This window comes from Pseudomonas sp. MWU13-2105 (genome assembly GCF_023242315.1).
In the GTDB taxonomy this organism is placed as follows: Bacteria; Pseudomonadota; Gammaproteobacteria; order Pseudomonadales; family Pseudomonadaceae; genus Aquipseudomonas.
The window spans coordinates 70,524-92,717 of record NZ_JALLIY010000016.1 but is presented as its reverse complement, the minus strand read 5'-3'; the positions used below and the strand labels follow the sequence as shown (position 1 = coordinate 92,717).

General features: G+C 61.4%; 19 protein-coding genes. 5 read left to right on the top strand and 14 right to left on the bottom strand.

The window, feature by feature from the left end; genetic code table 11:
• Nucleotides 1–351: 351 nt before the first annotated feature.
• From M5B96_RS22825 to M5B96_RS22795, 7 genes are all read right to left on the bottom strand, one after another.
• A complete protein-coding gene (locus tag M5B96_RS22825) occupies nt 352–1,311 on the bottom strand; it encodes a D-isomer specific 2-hydroxyacid dehydrogenase family protein (protein ID WP_248799265.1) in 960 nt (319 codons plus the stop codon).
• Nucleotides 1,308–2,495 (bottom strand): acyl-CoA dehydrogenase family protein, encoded by a 1,188-nt coding sequence (locus M5B96_RS22820; RefSeq protein WP_248799264.1) that lies wholly within the window; start codon nt 2,493–2,495, stop codon nt 1,308–1,310. The genes M5B96_RS22825 and M5B96_RS22820 overlap by 4 nt, the downstream gene beginning before the upstream one ends.
• A 27-nt stretch (nt 2,496–2,522) precedes the next feature.
• Nucleotides 2,523–3,524 carry an ABC transporter substrate-binding protein gene (locus tag M5B96_RS22815; RefSeq protein WP_248799263.1) on the bottom strand — a complete coding sequence of 334 codons (1,002 nt, stop codon included), beginning with the start codon at nt 3,522–3,524 and terminating at the stop codon, nt 2,523–2,525.
• 69 nt (nt 3,525–3,593) lie between these two features.
• The gene (locus tag M5B96_RS22810; RefSeq protein WP_248799262.1) at nt 3,594–4,940 is read right to left on the bottom strand and encodes an LLM class flavin-dependent oxidoreductase; all 1,347 of its coding nucleotides are present in this window, start codon (nt 4,938–4,940) and stop codon (nt 3,594–3,596) included.
• A gap of 29 nt (nt 4,941–4,969) precedes the next feature.
• Entirely contained in the window at nt 4,970–5,938 is a 969-nt protein-coding gene (locus tag M5B96_RS22805; protein WP_248799261.1) for an ABC transporter substrate-binding protein, read from the bottom strand.
• A gap of 127 nt (nt 5,939–6,065) precedes the next feature.
• Entirely contained in the window at nt 6,066–7,649 is a 1,584-nt protein-coding gene (locus tag M5B96_RS22800) for a rhodanese-related sulfurtransferase (protein ID WP_248799260.1), read from the bottom strand.
• Nucleotides 7,646–8,254, bottom strand: a complete 609-nt coding sequence (locus tag M5B96_RS22795) for a cysteine dioxygenase (RefSeq protein ID WP_248799259.1) — start codon at nt 8,252–8,254, stop codon at nt 7,646–7,648. The genes M5B96_RS22800 and M5B96_RS22795 overlap by 4 nt, the downstream gene beginning before the upstream one ends.
• Nucleotides 8,255–8,474: 220 nt before the next feature.
• Between M5B96_RS22795 and M5B96_RS22790 the strand changes: the two genes are divergently transcribed.
• Both M5B96_RS22790 and M5B96_RS22785 read left to right on the top strand, forming a co-directional pair.
• Nucleotides 8,475–9,380: a LysR family transcriptional regulator gene (locus M5B96_RS22790; protein WP_248799258.1), complete on the top strand. Its 906-nt coding sequence runs from the start codon at nt 8,475–8,477 to the stop codon at nt 9,378–9,380.
• Between the two features lie 120 nt (nt 9,381–9,500).
• The gene (locus M5B96_RS22785) at nt 9,501–10,295 is read left to right on the top strand and encodes a class II aldolase/adducin family protein (RefSeq protein WP_248799257.1); all 795 of its coding nucleotides are present in this window, start codon (nt 9,501–9,503) and stop codon (nt 10,293–10,295) included.
• Between the two features lie 103 nt (nt 10,296–10,398).
• On the opposite strand, the gene M5B96_RS22780 is transcribed toward M5B96_RS22785, so the two are convergent.
• Nucleotides 10,399–11,487, bottom strand: a complete 1,089-nt coding sequence (locus tag M5B96_RS22780) for an LLM class flavin-dependent oxidoreductase (RefSeq protein ID WP_248799256.1) — start codon at nt 11,485–11,487, stop codon at nt 10,399–10,401.
• Between the two features lie 378 nt (nt 11,488–11,865).
• On the opposite strand from M5B96_RS22780, the gene M5B96_RS22775 reads away from it, so the two are divergent.
• Entirely contained in the window at nt 11,866–12,738 is an 873-nt protein-coding gene (locus M5B96_RS22775; RefSeq protein ID WP_248799255.1) for an ABC transporter permease, read from the top strand.
• 1 nt (nt 12,739) lies between these two features.
• Nucleotides 12,740–13,510 carry an ABC transporter ATP-binding protein gene (locus M5B96_RS22770; protein WP_248799254.1) on the top strand — a complete coding sequence of 257 codons (771 nt, stop codon included), beginning with the start codon at nt 12,740–12,742 and terminating at the stop codon, nt 13,508–13,510.
• Nucleotides 13,511–13,715: 205 nt separating this feature from the next.
• Here M5B96_RS22770 and M5B96_RS22765 read toward each other — a convergent pair whose 3' ends face one another.
• Nucleotides 13,716–14,420: a hypothetical protein gene (locus tag M5B96_RS22765; RefSeq protein ID WP_248799253.1), complete on the bottom strand. Its 705-nt coding sequence runs from the start codon at nt 14,418–14,420 to the stop codon at nt 13,716–13,718.
• A 204-nt stretch (nt 14,421–14,624) separates the two neighbouring features.
• Here M5B96_RS22765 and M5B96_RS22760 point away from each other — a divergent pair, with 204 nt between their 5' ends.
• Nucleotides 14,625–17,582 (top strand): EAL domain-containing protein, encoded by a 2,958-nt coding sequence (locus M5B96_RS22760; protein WP_248799252.1) that lies wholly within the window; start codon nt 14,625–14,627, stop codon nt 17,580–17,582.
• A 184-nt stretch (nt 17,583–17,766) separates the two neighbouring features.
• Here the strand turns inward: M5B96_RS22760 and M5B96_RS22755 are convergent, their stop codons facing one another.
• The 5 genes from M5B96_RS22755 to M5B96_RS22735 form a co-directional block, all read right to left on the bottom strand.
• On the bottom strand, nt 17,767–18,654 hold the full coding sequence (locus M5B96_RS22755) for an alpha/beta fold hydrolase (protein ID WP_248799251.1): 888 nt from the start codon (nt 18,652–18,654) through the stop codon (nt 17,767–17,769).
• A gap of 26 nt (nt 18,655–18,680) precedes the next feature.
• Nucleotides 18,681–19,445 carry a substrate-binding domain-containing protein gene (locus M5B96_RS22750; protein WP_248799250.1) on the bottom strand — a complete coding sequence of 255 codons (765 nt, stop codon included), beginning with the start codon at nt 19,443–19,445 and terminating at the stop codon, nt 18,681–18,683.
• Between the two features lie 75 nt (nt 19,446–19,520).
• Nucleotides 19,521–20,462, bottom strand: a complete 942-nt coding sequence (locus M5B96_RS22745; protein WP_248799249.1) for an SMP-30/gluconolactonase/LRE family protein — start codon at nt 20,460–20,462, stop codon at nt 19,521–19,523.
• 25 nt (nt 20,463–20,487) lie between these two features.
• Nucleotides 20,488–21,312, bottom strand: a complete 825-nt coding sequence (locus M5B96_RS22740; RefSeq protein WP_248799248.1) for an amidohydrolase family protein — start codon at nt 21,310–21,312, stop codon at nt 20,488–20,490.
• 53 nt (nt 21,313–21,365) lie between these two features.
• Nucleotides 21,366–22,184, bottom strand: coding sequence for an SDR family NAD(P)-dependent oxidoreductase (locus M5B96_RS22735; protein ID WP_248799247.1), 819 nt, complete (start codon nt 22,182–22,184; stop codon nt 21,366–21,368).
• Nucleotides 22,185–22,194 lie beyond the last annotated feature (10 nt).

Here is a 22,194-nt window from a genome sequence, read left to right as displayed (position 1 = left end):
TGCCGAGGCCATGCTCCGAAAGCCATGGCGTGGTGGTTTGAGCCGGTTTCAGGTGTGGGTGTGGCGGTTGACCGTGGAGTGGTGTCGGCCAGAAAAACGTAGAGTTTCTTGGGCCTCCACCTGGTCAGGGGTCGGTGATGGATGTAACAATATTTGCATAATACGGGGTTGTAAAAGTCCGATTAGCTATAAGTTAATTATAAAAAATGGACATTAAACATTCTATTTAAATGCGTAATTCTGATGTTTTCCGGGTGATTAAAACGCAATCGCGGGCAAGCCACGCTCCCACACATGATGCATAACCTGTGGGAGCCTGGCTTGCCCGCGATGACAGTCGATCGCTGGTCGCTAATACCCGCGTTGTACGTTCGCCAGATTCTCCGGTGCCAAACCGCTGAGGAAGCGCTCGAGATTGGCCAGGAAACTGTCGGCAATTTCGTGACCACTGTTGCTGGAAATCGCCGAGGTATGCGGTGACAAACGAACCCGTGGATGGGAATAGAAGGGGTGTCCGTCCGGCAGCGGTTCGGGCTCGGTGACGTCCAGCGAGGCCAGGCTGATCGCTCCGTTCTCCAGCGCCTCAAGCAACGCGCCCTGGTCGAGCAGACCACCGCGAGCGATGTTGATCAGATGCAGGCCGGGCTTGGCGCTGGCGAGCACGGCAGTGTTGACGATATGCCGGGTCGCGCCGGTCAGGGGCGCGGCCAGCACGAGGTGATCGGCACGGGCAAACAGGTCATGGATATCGCGCGCGGCCTCGACGCCTTCGACCTCGAACGGCGTCCGACTCTGACGCAGCGCCAGCACGTTGATGCCCAGGGCATGGGCCTTGGCCGCCAGGCTGCGACCAATGGCGCCAAAGCCGAGAATCCCCAGGGTGGTGCCCTTGAGCGGTGTCAGCGCGGTGAAGTTCCACTGCGAGTCATGCACCCATATGTCCGGCAGGCGCTTGGCGGCGGCGAAGATCGCCGCCAGGGCGAATTCGGCGATGTTCTCGGCGGCGCTGCCCCGCGACGTACTCACCGGTGGGCCGTTGAAGAACCATCCAGGGTAGAAGTCGATACCGGAAGACACCACCTGAATCCATTTCAAAGCATAGGGCCAGCCCGGTGGTGGTGTGTCCGGCGCCAGGTAGCCGCGTACATTGATCGGCCGCGCCAGCAGAATACTGACCTCCGGCGCAAGGTCGCTGGGCACCCCGGCTGGTACGCCGATGAGGCGGGTGCCGGGGTGCGATTGCGCGAGGCGCTGGCGGATCACCTCGTTGAAGTCTTCATCCAATTGGCTGGCAATCACAAGTCGGCTCATGGGCGCTCCTTTGGCTGGCGCTGGGCGAAGACCGCTTTGCCGACGCCTTGCAGCACGGCATCGTTCTGCGGTGTATGAACGCGACTGCACAGCACATCGCGGTAGTGCCGTTGCAGTGGGTTGTGGCGTGACAGACCGGGGTTGCCGGACGCCTCGATGGCCAGCTCGACGGCGCGGATGGCGTTGCCGGTCACCAGGTATTTCAGTTGCGCGGCGTTACCCGCCGATGTGTGCCCCTCGGCGGCGGCATCCAGCAGGCTGCGGTTGGCGAATAGCAAGGTGTCGATGTGCCCGACGATTTCCTGGAAGCGCGGCAGGGTCGACAGCGACGCGCCGAGATTGGACGGCTTGCGTTGTTCCAACCAGTCCACCAGCCAGTCCCGGGCGGCCTGGGCGACGCCGTCGTAGACCGATGACAGCAACACCGACATCCAGAGGAATCCTTCGCCATCGAGTTCGGCTTGCGGTGCGCTCCAGGGACTGACGCTGACGGCGTGATCCAATGGCACCAGGACATTGTCGAACAGTACCTCATGGCTGCAAGTGGCGCGCATGCCCAGATGGTCCCAATCCTCGATGATGCTGATACCGGGCGTGTCCTTGTGCACCAGCCAGGCACCGACCAATGGGTCTTCATCGGTGCTGCGGGCCCAGACGCTGAACCATGTCAGGCCATGGCTGCCGGTGGAGTAGATCTTGCGCCCGCTGATTCGCCAGCCGGCAGAAGTGCGTCGAGCGATGGTCGCCGGCAGGCCGCCACGGGCCGGGGTACCGAGATCGGGTTCGACGCGCAAGGCGTTGATCAGCGCAGCATTGCGCACCGCGTCCTCGGCCACTTGCGTACGCAAGGCCTGGGGCCAGGTTTTGCTGTCTTGCAAACGGGCGTGTTGCAGGTACTGCATCACCAGGATCAAGGCGGTGGAAGGTTCGCCCTTGGCGATGGCGTTGATCGCCTTGCGCGCCTGGGCCAGGTTGGCGCCGCCACCGCCCAGGGCCTTGGGCACGGTCAGGGCCACCAGGCCGTGCTGGTGCAGTAGCGTGAAATTGTCCTTGGGGAAGGCGCCGCTTTCGTCGTAGAGATGGGCGGTGGAGGCAAGCTGGCGGCTGATGCGTTCCAGCAGCGCTTCGAAATTGGCTACTTCCACCGAGCGCAACAGGGGCGGTTGTTGAGAAGAAAGACTCATGGTCGGTTCACTCGATCATAATAGTGTTTATATCGGCAGCAGCTTGAACCGCCGATCCCACAACGGGCTGACATCCAGGCGTTCACTCAACACCCCGGCGCTGAAAAACAGATCCGCCACCTCCTGTTGCGAAGCGATGGCCTGTTCATTCACCTCGAGCAGCTTGTAGGGCTGGCTGCGGCTGTTGTACATGTCGAGGAACACGGCTTTGTCGACCCCCAGCAACTGCGCCGATTTCACGGCCCAGGGCTCGGGGTTGTTGTTCATCCACTCCAGGGTGCGCGCCTGGCGCTGCAGATAGTCCTGGATCGCCTGTTGGCGCAGCGGGTCTTCCAGGGCGGCGGGGCGGGCGGCGATCAAGTAGTTGCCCGAGAGGTAGCCCAGGGCGGTTTTCAGCACCCGGGCGCCACTGCGAAACTTCGCCAATTGGATAAACACGCCGTAGATCACCCAGGCATCCAGCTGGCCACTCTGGAACGCACTGAAACCATCTTGTGGGGTAAGCGGTACGGCGCTGATGTCGTTCAAGGTCAGCCCCTGTTCCTTCAGGACCTTGATCAAGAAGTAGTGGGAGGTGGTCGAGCGTACATAGCCGACCCGCTTGCCCTTCAGTTGCTCGATGGATTCCAGTTTCGAATCCTTGGGGATCAGGATCACCTGGTTATTCACGTCGCCTTGAAGGACGGCGATCAGCTTGGGTTCGCGATGGCTCTGGATCGAGAAAATCGGCGGGATTTCACTCATGCCGCCGATGTCCAGGCTGCCCGAAGCCAAGGCTTCGACGATCAGGTTGCCGCCGGCAAATTCTGCATAGTCGACTTTGTAGGGCGTATTGGAGGTGCCGGCGTCGTCGGTGAAGTACGAGTCCTGGCCACGGTAGGTGGCGACGGCGAGGGTCAGCTCCGAGAGTTTTGCCGTGCCAGCCAACGCGCGCGGTACCAGGGACGACAGTCCCAGCGCGGCCAAGGTTATCGAGCTGGCGGTGAGGAAGCCGCGACGATTGAGCTGTCCCTGTATGATCGTGTTCATCTTGGTCAGGCCCCGGTCAGATGGCGATAGGCAGGGCGGTGTGCCCCAGCGGGCGGTCGAGGGATTCACTCATGCCAGGGCCTCCAGCTTTTGTGCTGTCCCAGGGGCAATGCTGTAGCGGTTGGCCGGAACATCCAGGCCCAGGTTGTCGCGCAGCGTGGCGCCGCTGTATTCACTGCGAAACAGACCGCGCTGTTGCAACACGGGTACCACCTGCTCGGTGAAATACTGCAAGCCATCCGGCAGCAGCGAGTTGATGATGAAACCATCGGCTGCCCCTGCTTCGAACCAGGTCTGGATCGCATCGGCGACTTGCTCCGGCGTGCCGACGAAGTCGCGTTTGGGGCGTGAAAAGCGCAGTGCCACTTCCCGCAGAGTCAGGCCTTCATCCCGGGCCAATTGTTTGATGCGGTCAGAGCCGCCTTTCTGGCTATTGGAGCCCAGGTCGCCCAGCTCGGGGAACGGCGCGTCCAGCGGGTACTGGCTGAAATCATGGTCGTTGAATGGTCGACCGAGGGCGACGATGGCGTCCTCGACGGTCACCAGTTCCACGGCTTGTTGGTAGCGGCTTTCCACCTCGGCTGCATCGCGGCCGACTATCGGTCGGATGCCCGGCAGGATCGACAGCTGATCGGCATCGCGGGCAAAATTACGCGCGCGCTTTTTCAGGTCCTGGGCATAGGCGCGGGCTTCATCGAAGCTCTCGGCGTGGACAAAAATCGCGTCGGCATTCTCGGCGGCAAAATTACGCCCGGCTTCGGAGGTACCGGCCTGGAAAATCACCGGTTGGCCCTGGCGGGAACGGGCAATATTCAGCGGGCCCTTGACCGAGAAAAACTCACCCTTGTGTTCCAGGGCATGCAGCTTGCCGGGGGTGAAGAACTCGCCGCTTTGCTTGTTGTAGGCGAAGGCGTCGTCCTCCCAGGAGTCCCACAGGCCCTTGACCACCGCCACGTGCTCCTTGGCGATGCGATAACGCACGGCATGGGGCGGGTGCTCGGCCTTGCCGAAGTTGTCAGCGGTGCCGCTGAGCCAGGAGGTCACCACGTTCCAGCCGGCGCGGCCGCCACTGATATGGTCCAGGGAGGCGAACTGACGCGCTACCTGGAAGGGCTCGGTATAGCTGACAGTCACGGTCGCCACCAGGCCGATGTGCGACGTCAGCGCCGCCAGGGCCGAAAGGATGGTCAGCGGCTCGAAACGGTTGAGGTAATGAGGGCTGGACTTTTCATGGATATGCAGGCTATCGGCGATGAACACGAAATCGAACTTCGCGCCTTCGGCCAGTTGTGTCTGTTGCTTGTAGAAACCGAAGTTGACACTGGCGTTGGGTTGGGCCAGTGGATGGCGCCATTCGCCCCAGCCATGGCCGACGCCATGGACCATCGCACCGAGTTTCAGTTGGCGTTTGCTCATGTTCTCACTCCTTCCAGCGCGACGGCTGTTTATCGAGACGCTTGGGTCAGTTGGGTACGCTTGGCGTTGAAGCTCTTGTCGAAGCCTTGGGATACGTCGATGTGTCGGGTCAGAATCCCTTCTTCCTGGTAGATGTCAGCAGTGCTTTGCAGGCCGCTGATCACCGCGTCGTCGATCTCCACCGGTTGCATATGGGTGGCCTTGGCCACGGCAATATGCACCGCCAGGGGCAGGCCGGTGACCTTGGCCAGGGCGGCGGCATACTCTTCGGGATGGGTATTGCTCCAGCGATAGGCACGGTCGACCCGGGCGACGAAGTCGTCCAGTTGCTGGCGCTTGCCGGCGATGGCCTGGCGGGTGGCCGCGAGGTACAAGTGGTTGGTCAGTAGGCTGTCACCGCTGGCCAGGACCTTGGCCTGGCTTTGGGTGGTGGCGATGGTGGTGTAGGGGTCCCAGGTCGACCAGGCGTCGGCGCTGCCGTTGTCCAGCAGGATGCGCGATTCACTGGGTAGCAGGTAAATGAACTGCACGTCCTTGGTGGTCAGGCCGGCACTGCGCAGTGCCTTGATCGCCAGGAAGTGGCCGATGGAACCGCGGGTGGTGACGATGCGCTTGCCCTTGAGGTCGGCGGCGGTGTTCAGCGGCGAATCCTTCAGCGCGAGTATGGCGGTGGTGTAGCGCCCCTCGGCGTGGATGATGCTCACCACCTTCAGCGGCGCACCGGCACCGAGGGCGAAGACATAGGGCGCATCGCCCAAGGCGCCGATATCCACGGCACCGGCATTCAGCGCCTCACCCAGCGGGGCGGCGGCGGGGAACTCGGAAAACTGGATATCGTAGGGCATGTCTTTCAGTTCGCCGGACACCTCCAGCAGCACTTTGATCGTCGACTTTTGATTGGCCACCAACAGCGGTTGCAGGTCGGCAGCGTGGCTAGCCGCGCCGAACGTGAGGGCGATGCTGAACAGCAGATGTTTGAGCGGTGGGGTAAAGCGCATGACAGCGTGCTCCAGGCGAACCTTGATATTTCGTGTCACCTCCGCCTGGAGAAAGGGGTCGGGCTGAATTCAACGTAGGGCGTATCGAACGGCGCTGCCCGGTATACGGTGCAGAAGCCCGGAGTGCTCAGATCACATAAAAGCCATGGGTGCCGTCGCGGGCCAATTGCCCCACCAGGCCAAATTCCCAGTCCAGGTAGGCCTGCATGGCTTCCCGTGGGTTGTCGGTGCCTTCATAGGGGCGGCGATAGCGGTCGATGCGCGGTGAGGCGAGGTGGCTCTCGCCGGTCTCCAGTGGTAGTTGTGCGGCAATCCAGCTGGCGGTGCCGTCTTCTAGCAGGAACACCTGCTTGCCGGTCAGTGCCTCGACTTCGGCCACCGCCAGGCGTGCCAGCTGGCTGCTGCCGCAGGTCAACACATAGCGTCGGGTCTCCGGCAGCTTGGCCAGGGCTTGCGGCAATTGCGCGCGCAGGACCCACCAGGCGCCGGGGATATGGCGTTTTACGTAGTTGGCGCTGCTGGTGAAGTCCAGCACGCTGGTGTCGCCATGGGTCAGCCATTCGGCCAGGGTCGACGGGCTGATGACTTCGGCCTGTCGAGGTGCCGGGACCGGCGCCTGCCACGGGCCTTGTTCACTGAAGTGAGCCGGTTGCAGATCATCCAGCACGTGTACTTCCCAACCCAATTGGGCGAGCCAGGAGGCGGACATATTGGCCCGCACACCATCATCATCGGCCAACACCAGGCGCGCGCCGCGCACGCTGGCGAAGTGGTCGGTTTCCTGCACCAGTTGGCCGCCCGGTGTCGAACGGGCGCCGGGCAGGTGAGCGGCTTCGAATTCTTCCGGGGTGCGTACATCGAACAAGTAGGTGGTACGCGCCGGTTGCTGCTGCCAGCGCTTCAGGTCGGCCAGGGTGGCGCGGCCCACGCGGGCTTTGTCGGCGACGCGGCGGGCATCCTTGGCGGCGACTTGGCGATGTTCTTCCGAGCTGGGGGCAAAGCGGCGCGATTGACCGTGCTGCAGTGTCTGGCCGGCCAATGTCCAGCCGATGGTGCCGTTGCGCAGGGCGGATACCGGGTTGGCGATACCGGCATTGATCAGCGACTGGGTGCCGATGATGCTGCGGGTGCGCCCGGCGCAGTTGACGATGATTCGGGTGGTCGGGTCTGGCGCCAGTTCGCGGACGCGCAACACCAGCTCGGCGCCGGGGACGCTGATGCCAGTGGGAATACTCATGGTTTGGTATTCATCAAAACGGCGGGCGTCGAGCACCACCACGTCGGCATTGCTGTCGAGCAGCGCCTGGACCTCTTCAGCGGCCAGGGACGGCGTGTGGCGCTGGCTTTCCACCAGTTCACCGAAGGCTTTGCTGGGGACGTTTACGTCGATAAACAGTTCACCGCCAGCGCTGCGCCAACCGTCAAGACCGCCCGCCAACAAGCTGACCTGGGTGTAGCCGAGCGCCTGCAAGCGCTGGGCGGCAATGTTCGCCAGGCCTTCGCCGTTGTCGTAGAGCGTCACCTGGGTGTCACGGCGGGGGATGCGCGAGAAAACCTCCAGCTCCAGTTTGGACAGCGGGATATTGGCGGCGAACAGCGGATGGGATTCGGCGAAGGGCGCTTCTTCGCGCACATCGACGAGGGCGACTTCTTCATGGTCCAACAGTGCCTGGCGAATCTGGGCGAAGGTGCGGTTCGATACAGTGCTCATAGGGCAGGGCTCTCTTTGGACAAATCCCAGATGTTCGGGAGAAAAGCGTTGGAATAACCGGAGATAAACAGTTTCTCGCTGCCGTCGGGCTGATACACCGCACGGCGCACGGCACCGATATTGGCGCCGTAGACATGGATGCTGATCGACACCTGATCATCAGAGGCATTGCTGACTTGGTGAATGTCACCGATCTTCGGCGAGACGGCTTCGACCTGGCCCGGTTTCAGCTGGATCCGCTTGCCCTCGGCGATCAAGCCGCCGTCGGCGTTGCGCTGGAATCCTTGGGAATACTCGGAACCGCGCAGCATGCCGATCAGCCCCCACACCCGATGATCATGAATCGGCGTGCTTTGCCCCGGCCCCCAGACGAAGCTGACGATGCTGAAACGCTGGCGAGAATCCGCATGCAGCAGAAATTGCTGATAGCGCTCCGGGCTGGGTTGGGCAAACTCGTCTGGCAACCAGTCATCATGGCTGACCAGTTGCGCCAATAGCTTGCCACCGCGGTGCAGCAGATCGCCCTCGCGAGGGTTGCCGTCGATCAATTCCGCCAGGGCGCCTATGAATGCTCTGAGTCTCTCCGGGTGTCGCGCCTGGGTCATGACGATTTCCATCGTGTGTGATTCATGGTGGTGGGGCTATATAAGCATAATGTTTGTAGTTAATATGCTATTTTTTAATGATTAGGTTATAGCTGAAAGTAATTTAGAACTGGTCTGAATAGCGTTAGACGTTATCGATAGGCGGGTGGGCTATCCAGGCGTTGCTAATGGAACTATGCTTTTCACACATCTTAATGACTGTTCTCTATGTGCGGCCCAAATGAAAATTGACGATATCGATGCCTTTGTCGAAGTGATTCGTTGCCAGTCCATCAGCCATGCCGCCGAGTCGTTGCAATTGACCCAGCCGGCGATCACCCGTCGCGTGCAGAACTTTGAGCAGGCGCTGGGAGTGGAGTTGTTCGACCGTAACACCAAACCGCTCAAGCCGACGTTGATCGGAACCCGGGTTTATGAACAGTGCCGTCTGATCCTGCGAGAGATGGATGCGCTGCGCGAATTGGTGGCCACCGACGCCCCTCCCAGCGGGCTGTTGCGCCTCGGCGTGCCGCAAACCATCGGCGATGTGGTGCTGCTGGACGCCCTCAAGCACTTGCGCGGCGAATACCCCGACCTGCGCGCGCAGGTGGCCACCGGCTGGGGCAGCCAGTTGGTCGGCAAGATCGAGCGCGGTGAGCTGGACGCGGCGGCGGCACTGTTTCCGGCGGGCAAGATCTTCCCGGACAACATCGTCGGCGAATCCATCGGCAAGATGGAGCTGGTGGTGGTGTGTACCAAGGCCCAGTTGCCCAAGCGCTCCTGCAAGCTGGCGGATGTCTACCAGAACGGCTGGATCCTCAACCCCGATGGCTGCGGCTTCCGCGCCGGGCTGCAACGTACCCTGTCGGATCAGGGGCTGGCCTTGCGGGTCAACCTGGAAACCTTCGGTACCGAGTTGCAGTTGGGCCTGGTGGCTGACGGCCTGGGCCTGGGCCTGGTACCACGGCCGTTGCTGGAACGCAGCGTCCACCGCGAGCAGTTGGCGGTCATGCCCCTCAAGGACTTCAAACCGGTGATGGACCTGTGGCTGATCTACCCGCACTTCCTCGGCAATCTGCAAGGGCCGGTGGATGCCTTTGGCAAGCTGGTGGCGGCATCGTTGCAGAAAATTAGAAACGCGGCATGATTTCGATGTTAAATATGAAAAAAAATGATAATTAGCTTAGATTAAAATGTGCTTTTTATTATTTTTTTCCATCCCATAGGCTTGCCTGGAAGTCCTTAAGGCCATCCAGGAAGTTTTGCCATGAGCAATGTCAGTCCGTTATCCAGCGTCTCGAACAATCTCCGGTTGCGGGTCACTCCAGAAGAGTGGGAGGTCCGCGTCAAGCTGGCTGCTGCCTATCGGCTGGCGGCTTTGTATAAGTGGACCGATCACATCTACACCCATTTCTCCGCCCGGGTACCGGGCCCCGAGGAGCATTTCCTGATCAATGCCTTCGGATTGCTGTTCGATGAAATCAGCGCCTCCAACCTGGTCAAGGTGGACATCGATGGCACCCTGGTCGACGACCCTACCGGGCTGGGTATCAACTATGCCGGCTATGTGATCCACAGTGCCATTCACGGTGCTCGTCCTGACCTGCAAGCGGTGTTGCATACCCATACCCGTGATGGCATTGCGGTGTCGGCGCAGAAGGATGGGTTGTTGCCGATTTCCCAGCACGCCATTGGTTTTTCCGGGCGGGTGGCTTACCACGGCTATGAAGGGGTGGCCCTGGATCTGGATGAGCGTGAACGGCTGGTGGCGGATCTGGGGGACAAGAGTGTGATGATCCTGCGCAACCACGGGTTGTTGACGGCCGGGATCAGTGTCGAACATGCATTCCAGCAGCTGCATGGGTTGGAGCGGGCGTGCAATATTCAGATCGCGGCGCAGGCGGCGGGGAATGCCGAGTTGATCTTCCCGCCAGCCGAGGTGGTGGCCAAGGTCGAGCAGCAGGCAGAGGTGTTCAAGAGCGGGGATGGGCCGGGGGTGGCGCGGCATTGGAATGCGCTGATTCGACAGTTGGAGCGTACCGATACCGACTACAAAAATTGAGCTGGGCCTGATAAGCCACGGGTGAGTGGATGTCCACCCCTCTTCCTTGGCGGAGGGGTGGGTTCTGTAGTGGTTTCAACCCCGGGCCTTTCCAATAGCCGGTCTATGCGGCCCTTTCAGCGGCCTGCCTCTCGCGTTCCGCGACCAACTGACGGGTCAGGGGGATCAGGCGTTCGCCATAGTCGATGGCATCATTGAGTGGGTCGAAGCCGCGAATCAGGAAGGTCGTGATACCGAGGTCGTAATAGTCGAGCAGAGCCTGTGCCACTTGTTCAGCGGTGCCCACCAGTGACGTCGAATTGCCTTGCGCGCCCAGCAACCCGGCAATTCCGGTCCATAGGCGCTTGTCCAGCCTCGCGCCCTGGGCCGCCGCCGCCAGTAGACGACGAGACCCCTCATTCGGCGGTTCGCGCCGCACAAAACCGTTCTGCTCGGCCAAGGCGCTAGCCTGTTGCAGAATCTGCTCGGCACGCGCCCACGCCAATTCCTCGGTCTCGGCCAGGATCGGCCGCAACGACAAACTGAAGCGAATCGTCCGGCCATGTTTGGCTGCTTCAGCTCGTACCTGGGTCACCACTTCGCGTACCTGCTCGTAGGTTTCACCCCACAGCGCATACACGTCCGCATGTTTGCCCGCCACGGCGATAGCCGCCGCTGAAGAACCGCCAAAATACAGCGGGATATGCGGCTGTTGCGGCGACCTTACCGTCGAGTACGCGCCCTCGACCTGGTAATAGGTGCCGTGATGGTCAAAGGGCTGCTCACTGGTCCACTCCTGGCGCACCACGCTGAGGTATTCATCCGTGCGGGCGTAGCGTTCGTCCTTGCCGATATGGCTGCCGTCAGCCCGCAGTTCGCGATCGTCGCCACCGGTGATGATGTGGACGGCAGTGCGCCCGCCGTTGAACACGTCCAGGGTGGCGAACTGGCGGGCAGCCAGGGTCGGTTGGGCAAATCCGGGTCTATGGGCAATCAGGAACTGCAGTTTTGTTGTCACGCTGGCCGCGTGGGCGGCGATAAGCGTGCTGTCCGGGCTGTTGGAGTGGAAGGCTACCAGGGCACGGTCGAAACCGGCGGCTTCGTGGGCGCGAGCGACGGTTTCGACGTAGTCGGGTTGCAAGATCGGGCCACTACGGGGATGGATCTCCGAAGCGTGGTGGCCGCCGATATAACCGATAAATTCAATGCTCATGGTCAGTTCCTTGTGAGGGACGGATGGATCAGAAGTCATAGGCCAGCCTGGCAGCGGTCTGGTCTGCAGGGTTCGAAAATAGGGGCGGGGGGCAGGGCTGTAAAATGCCGTTTTGTTCTAAGTTAATTATTAATTTGTAGAATTTTAAAGATATGAAATTATCAGAAGTGCGCATTTTGTGCTGGTGAGGAAGCGTGAGCGGCGAGGGCTGCGGCCTGTGAGGCTTTATTATGTAAATAATTTATTTTGTGTATTTTCTATCTGATTTATAATCATATTAGGTTATTCCCAAAAAGAATTTCACTGTGGTTTTTTATGCGAATAGCATGAAACTGCAGCGGCGCTCCTGGCCGTGTTCTTTACGAGGAAGGAAGCCTGATGAATGAAAAGCCCCTCAATGCCAGCTCGTTTTCCGTCGACAAGGCGGCTCGCTTGCAGGGCGAGCCTGAAGGCGTAGCGCGGCTGATCCCCCTGTGGCTGCGCAACTGGCGCACCCCCGAGGTGCTGTTGCGGTTACTCAGCCCGATCATGCTGCTGCTGCTGTGGGAGTTGGCCTCCGAGCTGGGTCTGATCCCGCAACGGGTCATCGCCGCTCCGTCGCAGATCGGTGGCACCTTGTGGGCGATGATCGTTTCCGGCGAATTGGGCAAGCACCTGCTGGTGTCCCTGCAGCGGGCGCTGCTGGGCCTGAGCATCGGCGTCAGTATCGGCGTGCTGGCGGCGCTGATCAGCGGCCTGTCCAAGCGCGGCGAGGTGATTCTCGATTCGCCGATGCAGATGCTGCGCACGATCCCTTCGCTGGCCCTGGTGCCGTTGTTCATCCTCTGGTTCGGCATCGGCGAGTTCACCAAGATCGCGCTGATCGTCGCCGGCACCACCTTTCCGGTATACCTCAACCTGTTCGCCGGTATCCGTAACATCGACCCCAAGTTGATCGAGGCCGCCAACACCCTGGGGCTCAATCGGCGTGAGCTGATCTGGCATGTGATCCTGCCGGGCTCGTTGCCTTCGTTCTTTGTCGGCCTGCGCTATTCCCTGGGGATTTCCTGGCTGGCCCTGGTGTTTGTCGAGCAAATCAACACCACCGCCGGCATCGGTTACCTGGCCAGCGATGCGCGTGACTTCATGCGCACCGACGTGATTGTGATTTGCCTGTTGATCTACAGCGTCCTCGGCCTGCTGATCGATGGCCTGATCCGCACCCTGGAGCGTTTCGCCCTGGCCTGGCGCCCATCTTTCGTGAGGAACTGACATGTCGAATATCGAGACTTTAGCGGCACCGGTACAGTTGCGTAATGTGGTGCGCCAGTTCGGCCAGCAACGGGTCATCGACGGCCTGGACCTGGACATTGCCCCCGGAGAGTTTGTCGCACTGCTGGGCGCCAGCGGTTCCGGCAAGACCACCTTGCTGCGCAGCCTGGCCGGGCTGGACAGCATCGACAGTGGCCAGTTACGCGTGCCCAAGGCCCGGGCGGCAGTGTTTCAGGAGCCGCGGTTGATGCCTTGGAAGCGTGCCTGGAAAAACGTGATCCTTGGCCTGCGCATCCCCGACGCCAAGGCGCGCGCGGTGCAGGCGTTGACGGAGGTGGGGCTGGCCCATCGGCTGGACGCCTACCCGGCGACACTCTCGGGTGGGGAGGCCCAGCGCGTGGCGTTGGCCCGTGGTCTGGTACGCGAACCCAAGTTGCTGCTGCTGGATGAACCTTTCGCCGCGCTGGACGCCTTGACCCGGATCAAGATGCATCGGTTGATCATCGAGTTGTGGCGCAAACACACGCCGGCCGTGCTGCTGGTCACCCACGACGTTGACGAGGCGATCCTGCTGGCCGACCGTGTGATTGTCCTGGCCGATGGCAAGATTGCCGAGCAGTTGATCATCGATTTGCCTCGGGTGCGGGACACGGGTCAGGACGGTTTCCAGGCGATCCGGGCACGGTTGCTGAGCCTGCTAGGGGTTGAAGTGGACGTCCCGGCGGCAGTCGGGCAAGCGGCTAGCAGCATGCGGCGGTTTGCCCATGGTTGAGTGGAGAGCGTTGTTGCTGGGTGGCTGTGATAAAGCGACCGATGCCTTGAAAACCGATTCTGATTTATCTGGTGTGACCGTCACAAATCTTGACCCGACCTGAGATTGCTCTCAACTGACAGGCATCAGGCAGTGCTTGTCATCCGCTGTTGGCCGGTTGCCGCCTGTCACAAAAGGCGGCAACCGACCCAAAGCCCTCACCCCATCACTTGGCGGCCGTCTCCTTTTGCGCGCCAGCGCTGTCATACAGCGCCAGATGATTGGCGATGCACATATCGATCGCCTCTACCAGGAACAGGTGGGGCTTGGACGCCACGGGCGGTACCAGGCAGCGGGTGGCCACACGTTGCCCAAGCATTTCCGTATCGATATAGATGAGATTCACCGGCGCCTTTTTCGGGTTCTCCTCCTCGCTGAAATACGCACGGGTGTATTCCTCATCGCCCGCGGTTTTTTCCAGCTGCGTGCTGTCGATGCGGGTGGTCAGGACTTCTCCGGCAGGGAACTGCTTATCCGCCATGAGCACAACGCCGATCGGTCCGGTGAACCCGGCAAGCAGCGCGTTCTTGCGCAGTTGCGACTGCAGGTTGGCGTAGGTCACAAAGTGCAGCACCTTGATTGTCGGTTGGCTGCTCAACTGCGGAAACTTCTCATAGGCGCGGTGGGCCAGCAGGCGCACGCCTGTCGGTTTGGTCGAGCCGTCCGCTACACGATAAATGGCATAGGCGCTGCTGGTGACCAGCAGGCTGAAGATTTCCTTTTCGCTCTCGCTATGCGGGCGCAAGTCCTGGATGCTGATTTTGTCGGATTGTTCGAGTCCCGGAAATACCGGCGGAGGCAGCGCAGGTTGGCTGGCGCAACCGGCAATGACGAGCGCGCAGGTCAGCAGAAGGGTTTTCGAAGCGTGCATAAGACGTCCTGTTGTCTATTGTCAGGGGAAATGGAAGAGCCTTGAATCAGTGAAGGCAGTATGCCATCAATCTGGGGTCACTTCAGCTACGCTTGGCAGCAAAGCAAATAAACGATTGAAAAAAACGCTATAGGCTTTACTTGCAAGGCACATTGCTAGTAATCAGTCATTGAGTGTTTCCAATTCTTGGCCCAGGGATCGCTGATGAGTGTTCATCCATTAACCGACTCCCCGCAGCAATCGAACGATTGCGATGTTATCGGCTCTCAACTGCAAGGGACTCCGGATACGCCTGGCATGGCCTACGTGGGTAACGAAGGCACGATCGGACACTTGCTGGACTCCGCGCGCAACTGGGCCCATACCACCGCCTGGGTGGTTTACCGCGCTGGAGAACAAATGCACCGGGTCGGGCAGGGCGACCCGTCGCTGTACTGGCCCTCAAGCATTGCCCATGAAGCGTTTGACGCCTTTTGCCTGAGCCACCAGCTGCACCGCTGGCCGACCGGCAAAGGCGAAAGCGTGCTGGGTTGGCTGCTCGCGCCGGTCAAGGATGCCGCGGAACCGGCGCTCGCCGAGTTTGCCCGGCGCCTGGGCATTGAGGTGCAGACCAACACCCTGGCCCGTGCACAGATCACTCAGCGCGTGCTGTATGAGATTACCTACCTGGCCAGTTCGACCCGCGACCGCTCGGTGTTCCTGGTGGGGGTTCACCAACTGCTGGCCAGCCTGATCGACGCCGAGAACTTCTACCTCGCGCTTTATGACCCGCTCAGTGGCAAGATCGACTATCCGTACTACGTCGACATTATCGACGTGGATGCCCTGGAGGCCGAGAACTACGAATACCTTGACCCCGCGCACCTGTCCTTGACCGGCCAGGTGTTGACCAGCGGCCAGCCGCTGTTGATCGACTCCGCCGGCATTCTCGCGGCCCAGGCCTGGGGCAGTTTCCACTGCGTGGGTGAGCGTCCCGAGTTCTGGATGGGCGCACCGTTGAAAAATGCCTCGGATGAGGTGTTTGGCATGCTGGCGATGCAGGTCTACGACGTTGCCCGTATCTACAGCGCCGAAGACCGCGCGCTGTTTCTGGTGGTGGCCCGCCACGTGGCCATGGCCCTGGACCGGATCCTGCACCGGGCCGACCTGGAAGAGACGGTGCTGCGTCGTACCCTGGAGCTGTCGGCGCTCAACGATGCCTTGCGGCAGGAAGTGCTCGACCGGGAGCGCGCCGAACATCTGCAGAGCGCGCTGTTCCAGATTGCCGAACTGTCGAGCCAACCTGGCGACATGGCCGAGTTGTTTCAAACCCTGCATGGCATCGTCGGCGAGCTGCTGTTCGCGCAGAACTTCTACATTGCGCTGTTCGACGACGCGACCGGCGAAGTGACCTTCCCGTACTATGTCGATGAGCGACAGGCCATCTGCCCGGAGGCACGGCGCGGGCGCCGGGGCTTGACCGAGTACGTTATCCGTCAGCGGCGCCCGTGCCTGATCGACGCCGCCGAGTCCGAGCGTTTGTCGGCGAGCGGCGAAACCGAAAGGGCCCATGAGTCCGTCCGCGCCTACTCCTGGCTGGGCATTCCATTGTTCGATGGCGACGTGGTGCGGGGCGTGCTTGCCGTACAAAGCTACACCTCGCAGGTGCGCTACACCCTGCGTGACCAGGAACTGCTGACGTTCGTATCGCGGCACATCGACACGGCGCTGTCGCGGCGCACGGCCGCTGAAGCGATCCACGCCGCCAACCTCATGCTCGAAGCCCGGGTGCAGAACCGTACCCGCGAACTCGATCATGCCAATGCCAAGCTGCAACATGAAAACGCCCACGATGCGCTGACCGGGCTGGCGAACCGTACCTACCTGCAACAGCGTCTCAACCAGGCCTGGTCGCGGTTCGACAGCGAAGGCGGGCACCTGGCGGTGATGTTTATCGACCTCGACCGTTTCAAGATGGTCAATGACAGCCTCGGCCATCATTTTGGCGACCTGCTGCTGATGCAGGCCGCCGACCGTTTGCGCGCCTGCCTGCGCGACACCGACCTGCTGGCGCGCCTGGGTGGCGATGAGTTCGCCGTGCTCGCTCCCGAGGCGCCGCTGGACGTGGTGATCGACATTGCCGAACGGATCCTGGTGGCGTTTGACCTGCCGTTCCTCATCAATGGCCATGAGGTTTTTTCGTCCTGCAGCGTCGGTATTGTCAGCGCCGACAGCCAGTTCCACCACGAGCCGGCCGACCTGCTGCGTGATGCCGATGCGGCGATGTACCGGGTCAAGAGTGCCGGGCGCGACAGCTACGCGGTGTTCAACCAGGAAGTGCGCCGTGAAGTCTCGGACCAGGTTGAGCGTGAAGGGGCCTTGCGCAACGCTCTCAAGCGCACCGACGAACTGCTGCCGTATTTCCAGCCGATTGTCAGTGTCGAAAGCGGCGAACTGCTGGCCCTGGAAGCGCTGGTCCGCTGGCATCAGCCGGGCGGCCGGGTGATTGCGCCGGGCGAGTTCCTGCCGGACTTCGAGGGTTTGCGCCTGATCGGTCGACTGGATCTGTACATGCTGAGCCGCGTTGCCGTGATCCTCGCCCAACCGCAGCACGCCAACTGGCCGCCGGTGCACGTCAATTGCTCCAGCTACAGCATGACGCGCACGGACTTCGCCAACGAAGTGCTTGCATTGCTGGCGCAGCATCAGGTCGCGCCGTCGCGGATCTGCCTGGAGCTGACCGAAGGTGCCCTGGTGGCGGAGCCGGCGATGGCTCGACGCACCATGCAACAACTGGCCGACAACGGTATGTCGGTGGTGCTCGATGATTTCGGTGCGGGGTTTTCATCCTTGAGTTATGTGCATCAATACCGTTTCAGCGGCTTGAAGATCGACAAGTCGTTTATCCTCGAACTGACCAGCAGTTCCCGCAGTCGTGCGATTGTCCGGGCGATTGTGCGGATGGCCGAATCCCTGGACCTGAGCGTGGTGGCCGAAGGGGTCGAGGACGCCGCGACGCTTGAGTTGCTGCGCGAAATGGGCGCGGGGCAGGCCCAGGGCTATTATTTTGCCAGGCCGATGGGGTTGGAGGCGTTGATGGGGTGTTTCTCTGGCAGCGGACCGGTTCCTGGCTACGGCGTCTCCCCGGGACTTTCTCCAGGCGCCTATCGCGCAGGCGGATGAGCCCGAGCAGATCGCGGGTGACTGGACCGTCGCAAGTCCAGGGCGAAAAGGCCGCGCCAGCCGGCCTTGGCCGCGATCGAGCCTGCCCGGCAGGGGCAAGACGTTCATGGGCACAGTGTCGTCATGCACCTCAAGGAGGATCAGGCGCGGGCCTTGAACGACGCCGCGCCTGGGTGGGTATGGGTTATTTGGCTTTCAGGCCATAGGTCTTGCTGGCAAAGGAAGCGATTGCATCCGCCATGGCTTGTGGTTGTTCGGGAGCCATGGCATGGCCGGCTTTTTTCAGCACGACTACCGAAACCCGGTCCCCGAGCATGTTCTTCAGTACCTGTGAGAATCGGCGGGGTGCAACTGCGTCATCTTCACCCTGCAGGTCAAGAATCGGCGCCTTGCCAGCGGCAAAATAGTCGTCCACCGGAGTGGTGTTGCGCGCATGGGATTCAGCTTCATGTGTCGCTTCGTGCCATCCGTCGAGCCAACCAGTCGGATCATTGCCCGGTGCAAAGAACGCTTCCTTGAGGTAGATCAGGCGCTGCTCCTTTGACAGGGACAGGTCGCCGGCACCGTCGATGGCCTTGCGCATTTCCGGACCGATGGGCTTTTCTGTCGAACCTGGTGGTACCTTGCCGGCCGAAGCGGCAGCCAGCACAACGCCGCGGACCAGGTCAGGACGATCAGCGGCCAACTGCCGCGCCGGGAAGTTGCCCCAGGCATGACCGACCACCACCACGGGCCCGGATTTTTCATGTTCGACGACGGCGGCGACGTCCTTGGCAAAATCATGAACGGAGAGGTTCTCCATGGGGCCGACGCTTTTGCCGATGCCGCGCGGTTCAGGGCGTACCACCCGGAAACCCTTGGCCTGCAGATCCGCCGCCACCTGGTCGTAGTCACGTCCCGAGCGACCGAGGGAGGGCAGCATGACAATGACGGGACCCTTGCCTTGGGACGTTACGTCGATCTGTATGTTGCCGTACTTGATTACGTCTTGTTGCAGGGCAGGGCCGGCAAATGCGCAGGCGCAGGCGCTCAGCATGGCCACCGCGCAGAGGTTCAAGGCGAATTTTTTCATTGTTATTCTCCGGTGTCGTTGAAAAATCAAAGGGTCTTGCCGGGTTCCAGGCCGCTCTCTTCAAGCAACTGAATGGCCGGCTTGCTGGTCAGGTATTCGATGAAGGATTTGGCGGCGGCCGATTGAGTCGATTGTTTGGCCACCACGGCGGTGAACAGGCTGATCTTTTGAACCTTGTCGGGCAGCGAGCCGACGAAGTCGACACCGGGGGTGACTTTCAACTCGCTGACCTGCTGCATGCCCAGTTCGGCATCGCCGCGAGCCAAGGCCGTCCCCACCAGTTCCTTGCCTTCAATCACCACGCTTTTCGATTTCATCTGTTCGCTGATGCCGAGCTGATTGAACAGGGTCGTCGAGATGTAGACGCCGCTGGCGCCTTGCGAATACGCGACCCGCTTGGCGTTCAGGAGTGCCTGGCGCAGAGCGTCCACCGATGAAATATCGGGTTTTGGCTGGCCCTTGGGGACGCCAACTCCGATCCGAGAGGAGGCTATCTGCGTGCGAGTGGTCATTTCGAATGAGCCAGTGCCCGAGAGTTGCTCCAGTGTTTCGGCGGCCATGATCGCCAGATCCATGGGCTCTTTGTGCAGCACCCGCTGAGGGATCGAATCTGGCGACTCGCCCATCGATGGACCCCAACTGATCAGCAGCTTGTTGCCGCTGGCTTTCTCGTAGGCCGGCTGCAGGTGTTGCATGGCACCCTTGAGTGCGCCGGTGGCAATGACATGCAACTCGGCGGCCTGCAGTTGGGCGCTGACAGCGAGCAGACTGCCGAGGCCAGCGGATACCATAAGCGACGCTTTTGTTGTTTTTTTCACGACTGTACCTTTTGGGGTTGGGGGTTGCAGATCAACGGTCGACACCTCTCAGGTGGCGCCGCGGGTATTCACGTAAAGCGAATAAAGCGAGGTGGTGGAAGCCATCAGCAGCCGGTTGCGCTTGGGGCCTGCGAAGCACAAGTTGGCGCAGCGCTCTGGTAAGTCGATATGACCGATGGCGGTGCCGTCCGGGGCGAACACGCGCACACCATCCAGGCTTGCCTCGCCGCTACCCCAGCCACACCAGAGGTTGCCATCGATATCGATACGGAAACCGTCAGGCGTACCGACACCGGCATCGATCAACACTTTTCCGCCATCGAGTACCTGGCCTTCGCTGACGTTGAAGGCTTTGATGGTGCGCGGTCGTGCGCGGGACTCGACGACGTACAGGGTTTTTTCGTCCGGTGAAAAGGCCAGTCCGTTGGGACCTTGCACACCTTCGGCGACACAGCTCAACTCGCCATTGAGCGGGTCGATGCGATAGAGGTTGGCAGGAAGTTGCGCACAACCCTTTTGCCCCATGTAGTCGCTTGCCAACCCGAAGGGTGGGTCGGTGAACCAGATCGAGTCGTCGGACTTGACCACCACGTCATTGGGGGAGTTGAGCGGCAGCCCCAGGAAATGGCTGGCCAGTACCGTCTGGCTGCCGTCATATTCGGTACGCGTGACCCTGCGGCCGCCGTGCTCGCAGACGATCAGCCGGCCCTGGCGGTCGCGCGTCATGCCATTGGCCTGGTTCGACGGGTAGCGCCATACACTGAGCGCGCCGCTTTGCTCGTCCCATTTGAGGATTCGGTCGTTGGGCAAGTCCGTGAACAGCACATGGCGAGCGTCACCGAACCACACCGGCCCTTCGGCCCAACGCAGGTCGCCCGCGACGCGCTCGATCTTGGCATGCGCCAGCCGATAATGGCTGAAGCGCGGGTCGAGTTCGCGAACGGCGGGGTCGGGGGTTCGCAGGCTGGGTTGCCAGGGAAAGTCGGACACGGTCGGTTTCTCCAGAAGGTCGGCTTCAGCGGTACAGGGTGTTTGGATTGGTGACCAGAACCGCCTGTGCTACCGCGGGGTCGGCACAGGCCTGGAGCACGAAGTCCAGCAACAGGGCGTCGTCGGGTACCTCGCCCTTGACGTTCGGATGTGGCCAGTCGGAACCCCAGATCGTCCTGTCCGGGGCACATTCGAGGAACCGTCGGACCCAGGACAAGCCTTGTGGCCAAGGACCAGCAGCGCCTTGCATGGCGCGGTCGATGCCCGACACCTTGATCCAGCGGTCCGCTCGTTTCAGATGCTGCTCCAGTGCCTTGAGCGGGGCCTCTTCGACCGGCCTGCTCAGGTCCAGGCGCGCCATATGGTCGATGACCAGCGGCGTATGCAGGGTTTTCCAGGCGTCGAGCACGGGCAGCAGAACGTCAATTTCACCGTGCAGGAGCACGTGCCAGCCCAAGGGCGCGACGCGTTCGGCAAGTCGGCGCAGATACTCCGGGTCACGGTTGCCGGGAAGATGTCCCATCAAGTTGAAACGGATGCCGCGCAACCCACCCTCATGCAACGCCTGGAGCTGATCGTCGGTGGTGCTGTCGTCGATCAACCCGATGCCACGATAGCGTCCGTTGCCGGCGGCAATGGCAGAGAGGATGGCGCAATGGTCGGTGCCGTAGGGCGCGGCCTGCACCAGCACCCCGTGATCGATACCCAGGCGTCGATGCAGCTCAAGCAGCGCCTCGAACGGCGCGGGCGCGGGGTGGTAGGCGGCCTTGGCCGGCAGCGGGAATTGGTCCCACGGACCGTAGATGTGGGTATGGCAATCCCACGTGCCTGCTGGAAGGAGTGTATGCATGGTCATCGGCTCGAATCAGGAAAAGCCCTGCCAATGAAGGCCGGGCGTGCAGATCAGTCGCAGCGAGCGGTCATGCCGCCGTCGACGATGATTTCGGTACCGGTCACGAAACGGGATTCGTCGCTGGCCAGGAATAGCGCCGCGTTCGCGGTGTCCCGGCCGTCGCCCATGAAGCCCAGGGGAATTCGTGCCAGGCGGCTATCGAGCAGCTTGTCGATGTCACCGCCGGTACGTTGCCCGGCCAGGCGTACTTCCACCATCGGGGTATGCAATTGGCCGGGGACGACGGTGTTCACGCGGATGCCTTTCTTGGCGTATTCGACCGCTGTTACTCGCGATAGCTGAATCACACCGGCCTTGCTGGCGGCATAGGCTACTTGTGCCGAACCGGTCCAGCGGATGCCGGAAGTCGAGGCGGTGTTGATGATCGAGCCACTGCCCTGGGCGTCCATGATCGGCAGCACATGCTTGCAAGTCAGGTAGACGCTCTTGAGGTTCAAGGCGATCTGCGCGTCCCATTTGTCCTCGTCCAGCGCCACGGCACCGCCGGCTGAAGAGCCACCGACGTTATTGACCAGAATATCCACCCGCCCATAGGTCTCCTTGCAGGTGGCAACCATCGCGGCGACGGATTCACTGTTGGTGACGTCGCAGGCGAGCGACACGACGTCCCCGCCGATGTCCTTGATGCGGCGGATGGTTTCCTCCATGGCATCGAGGTTCTTGTCGACCGCAAAGATTTTCGCGCCGGCCTGGGCGAACAGTACGGCCACGGCGCGACCATTGCCCCAGCCAGGCCCTACGCAGCCGGCACCGGTGACGATGGCCACTTTGCCTTGCAGACGGGTGTTCGAAGTATTGAGTTCAGTCATGCTTGCATCC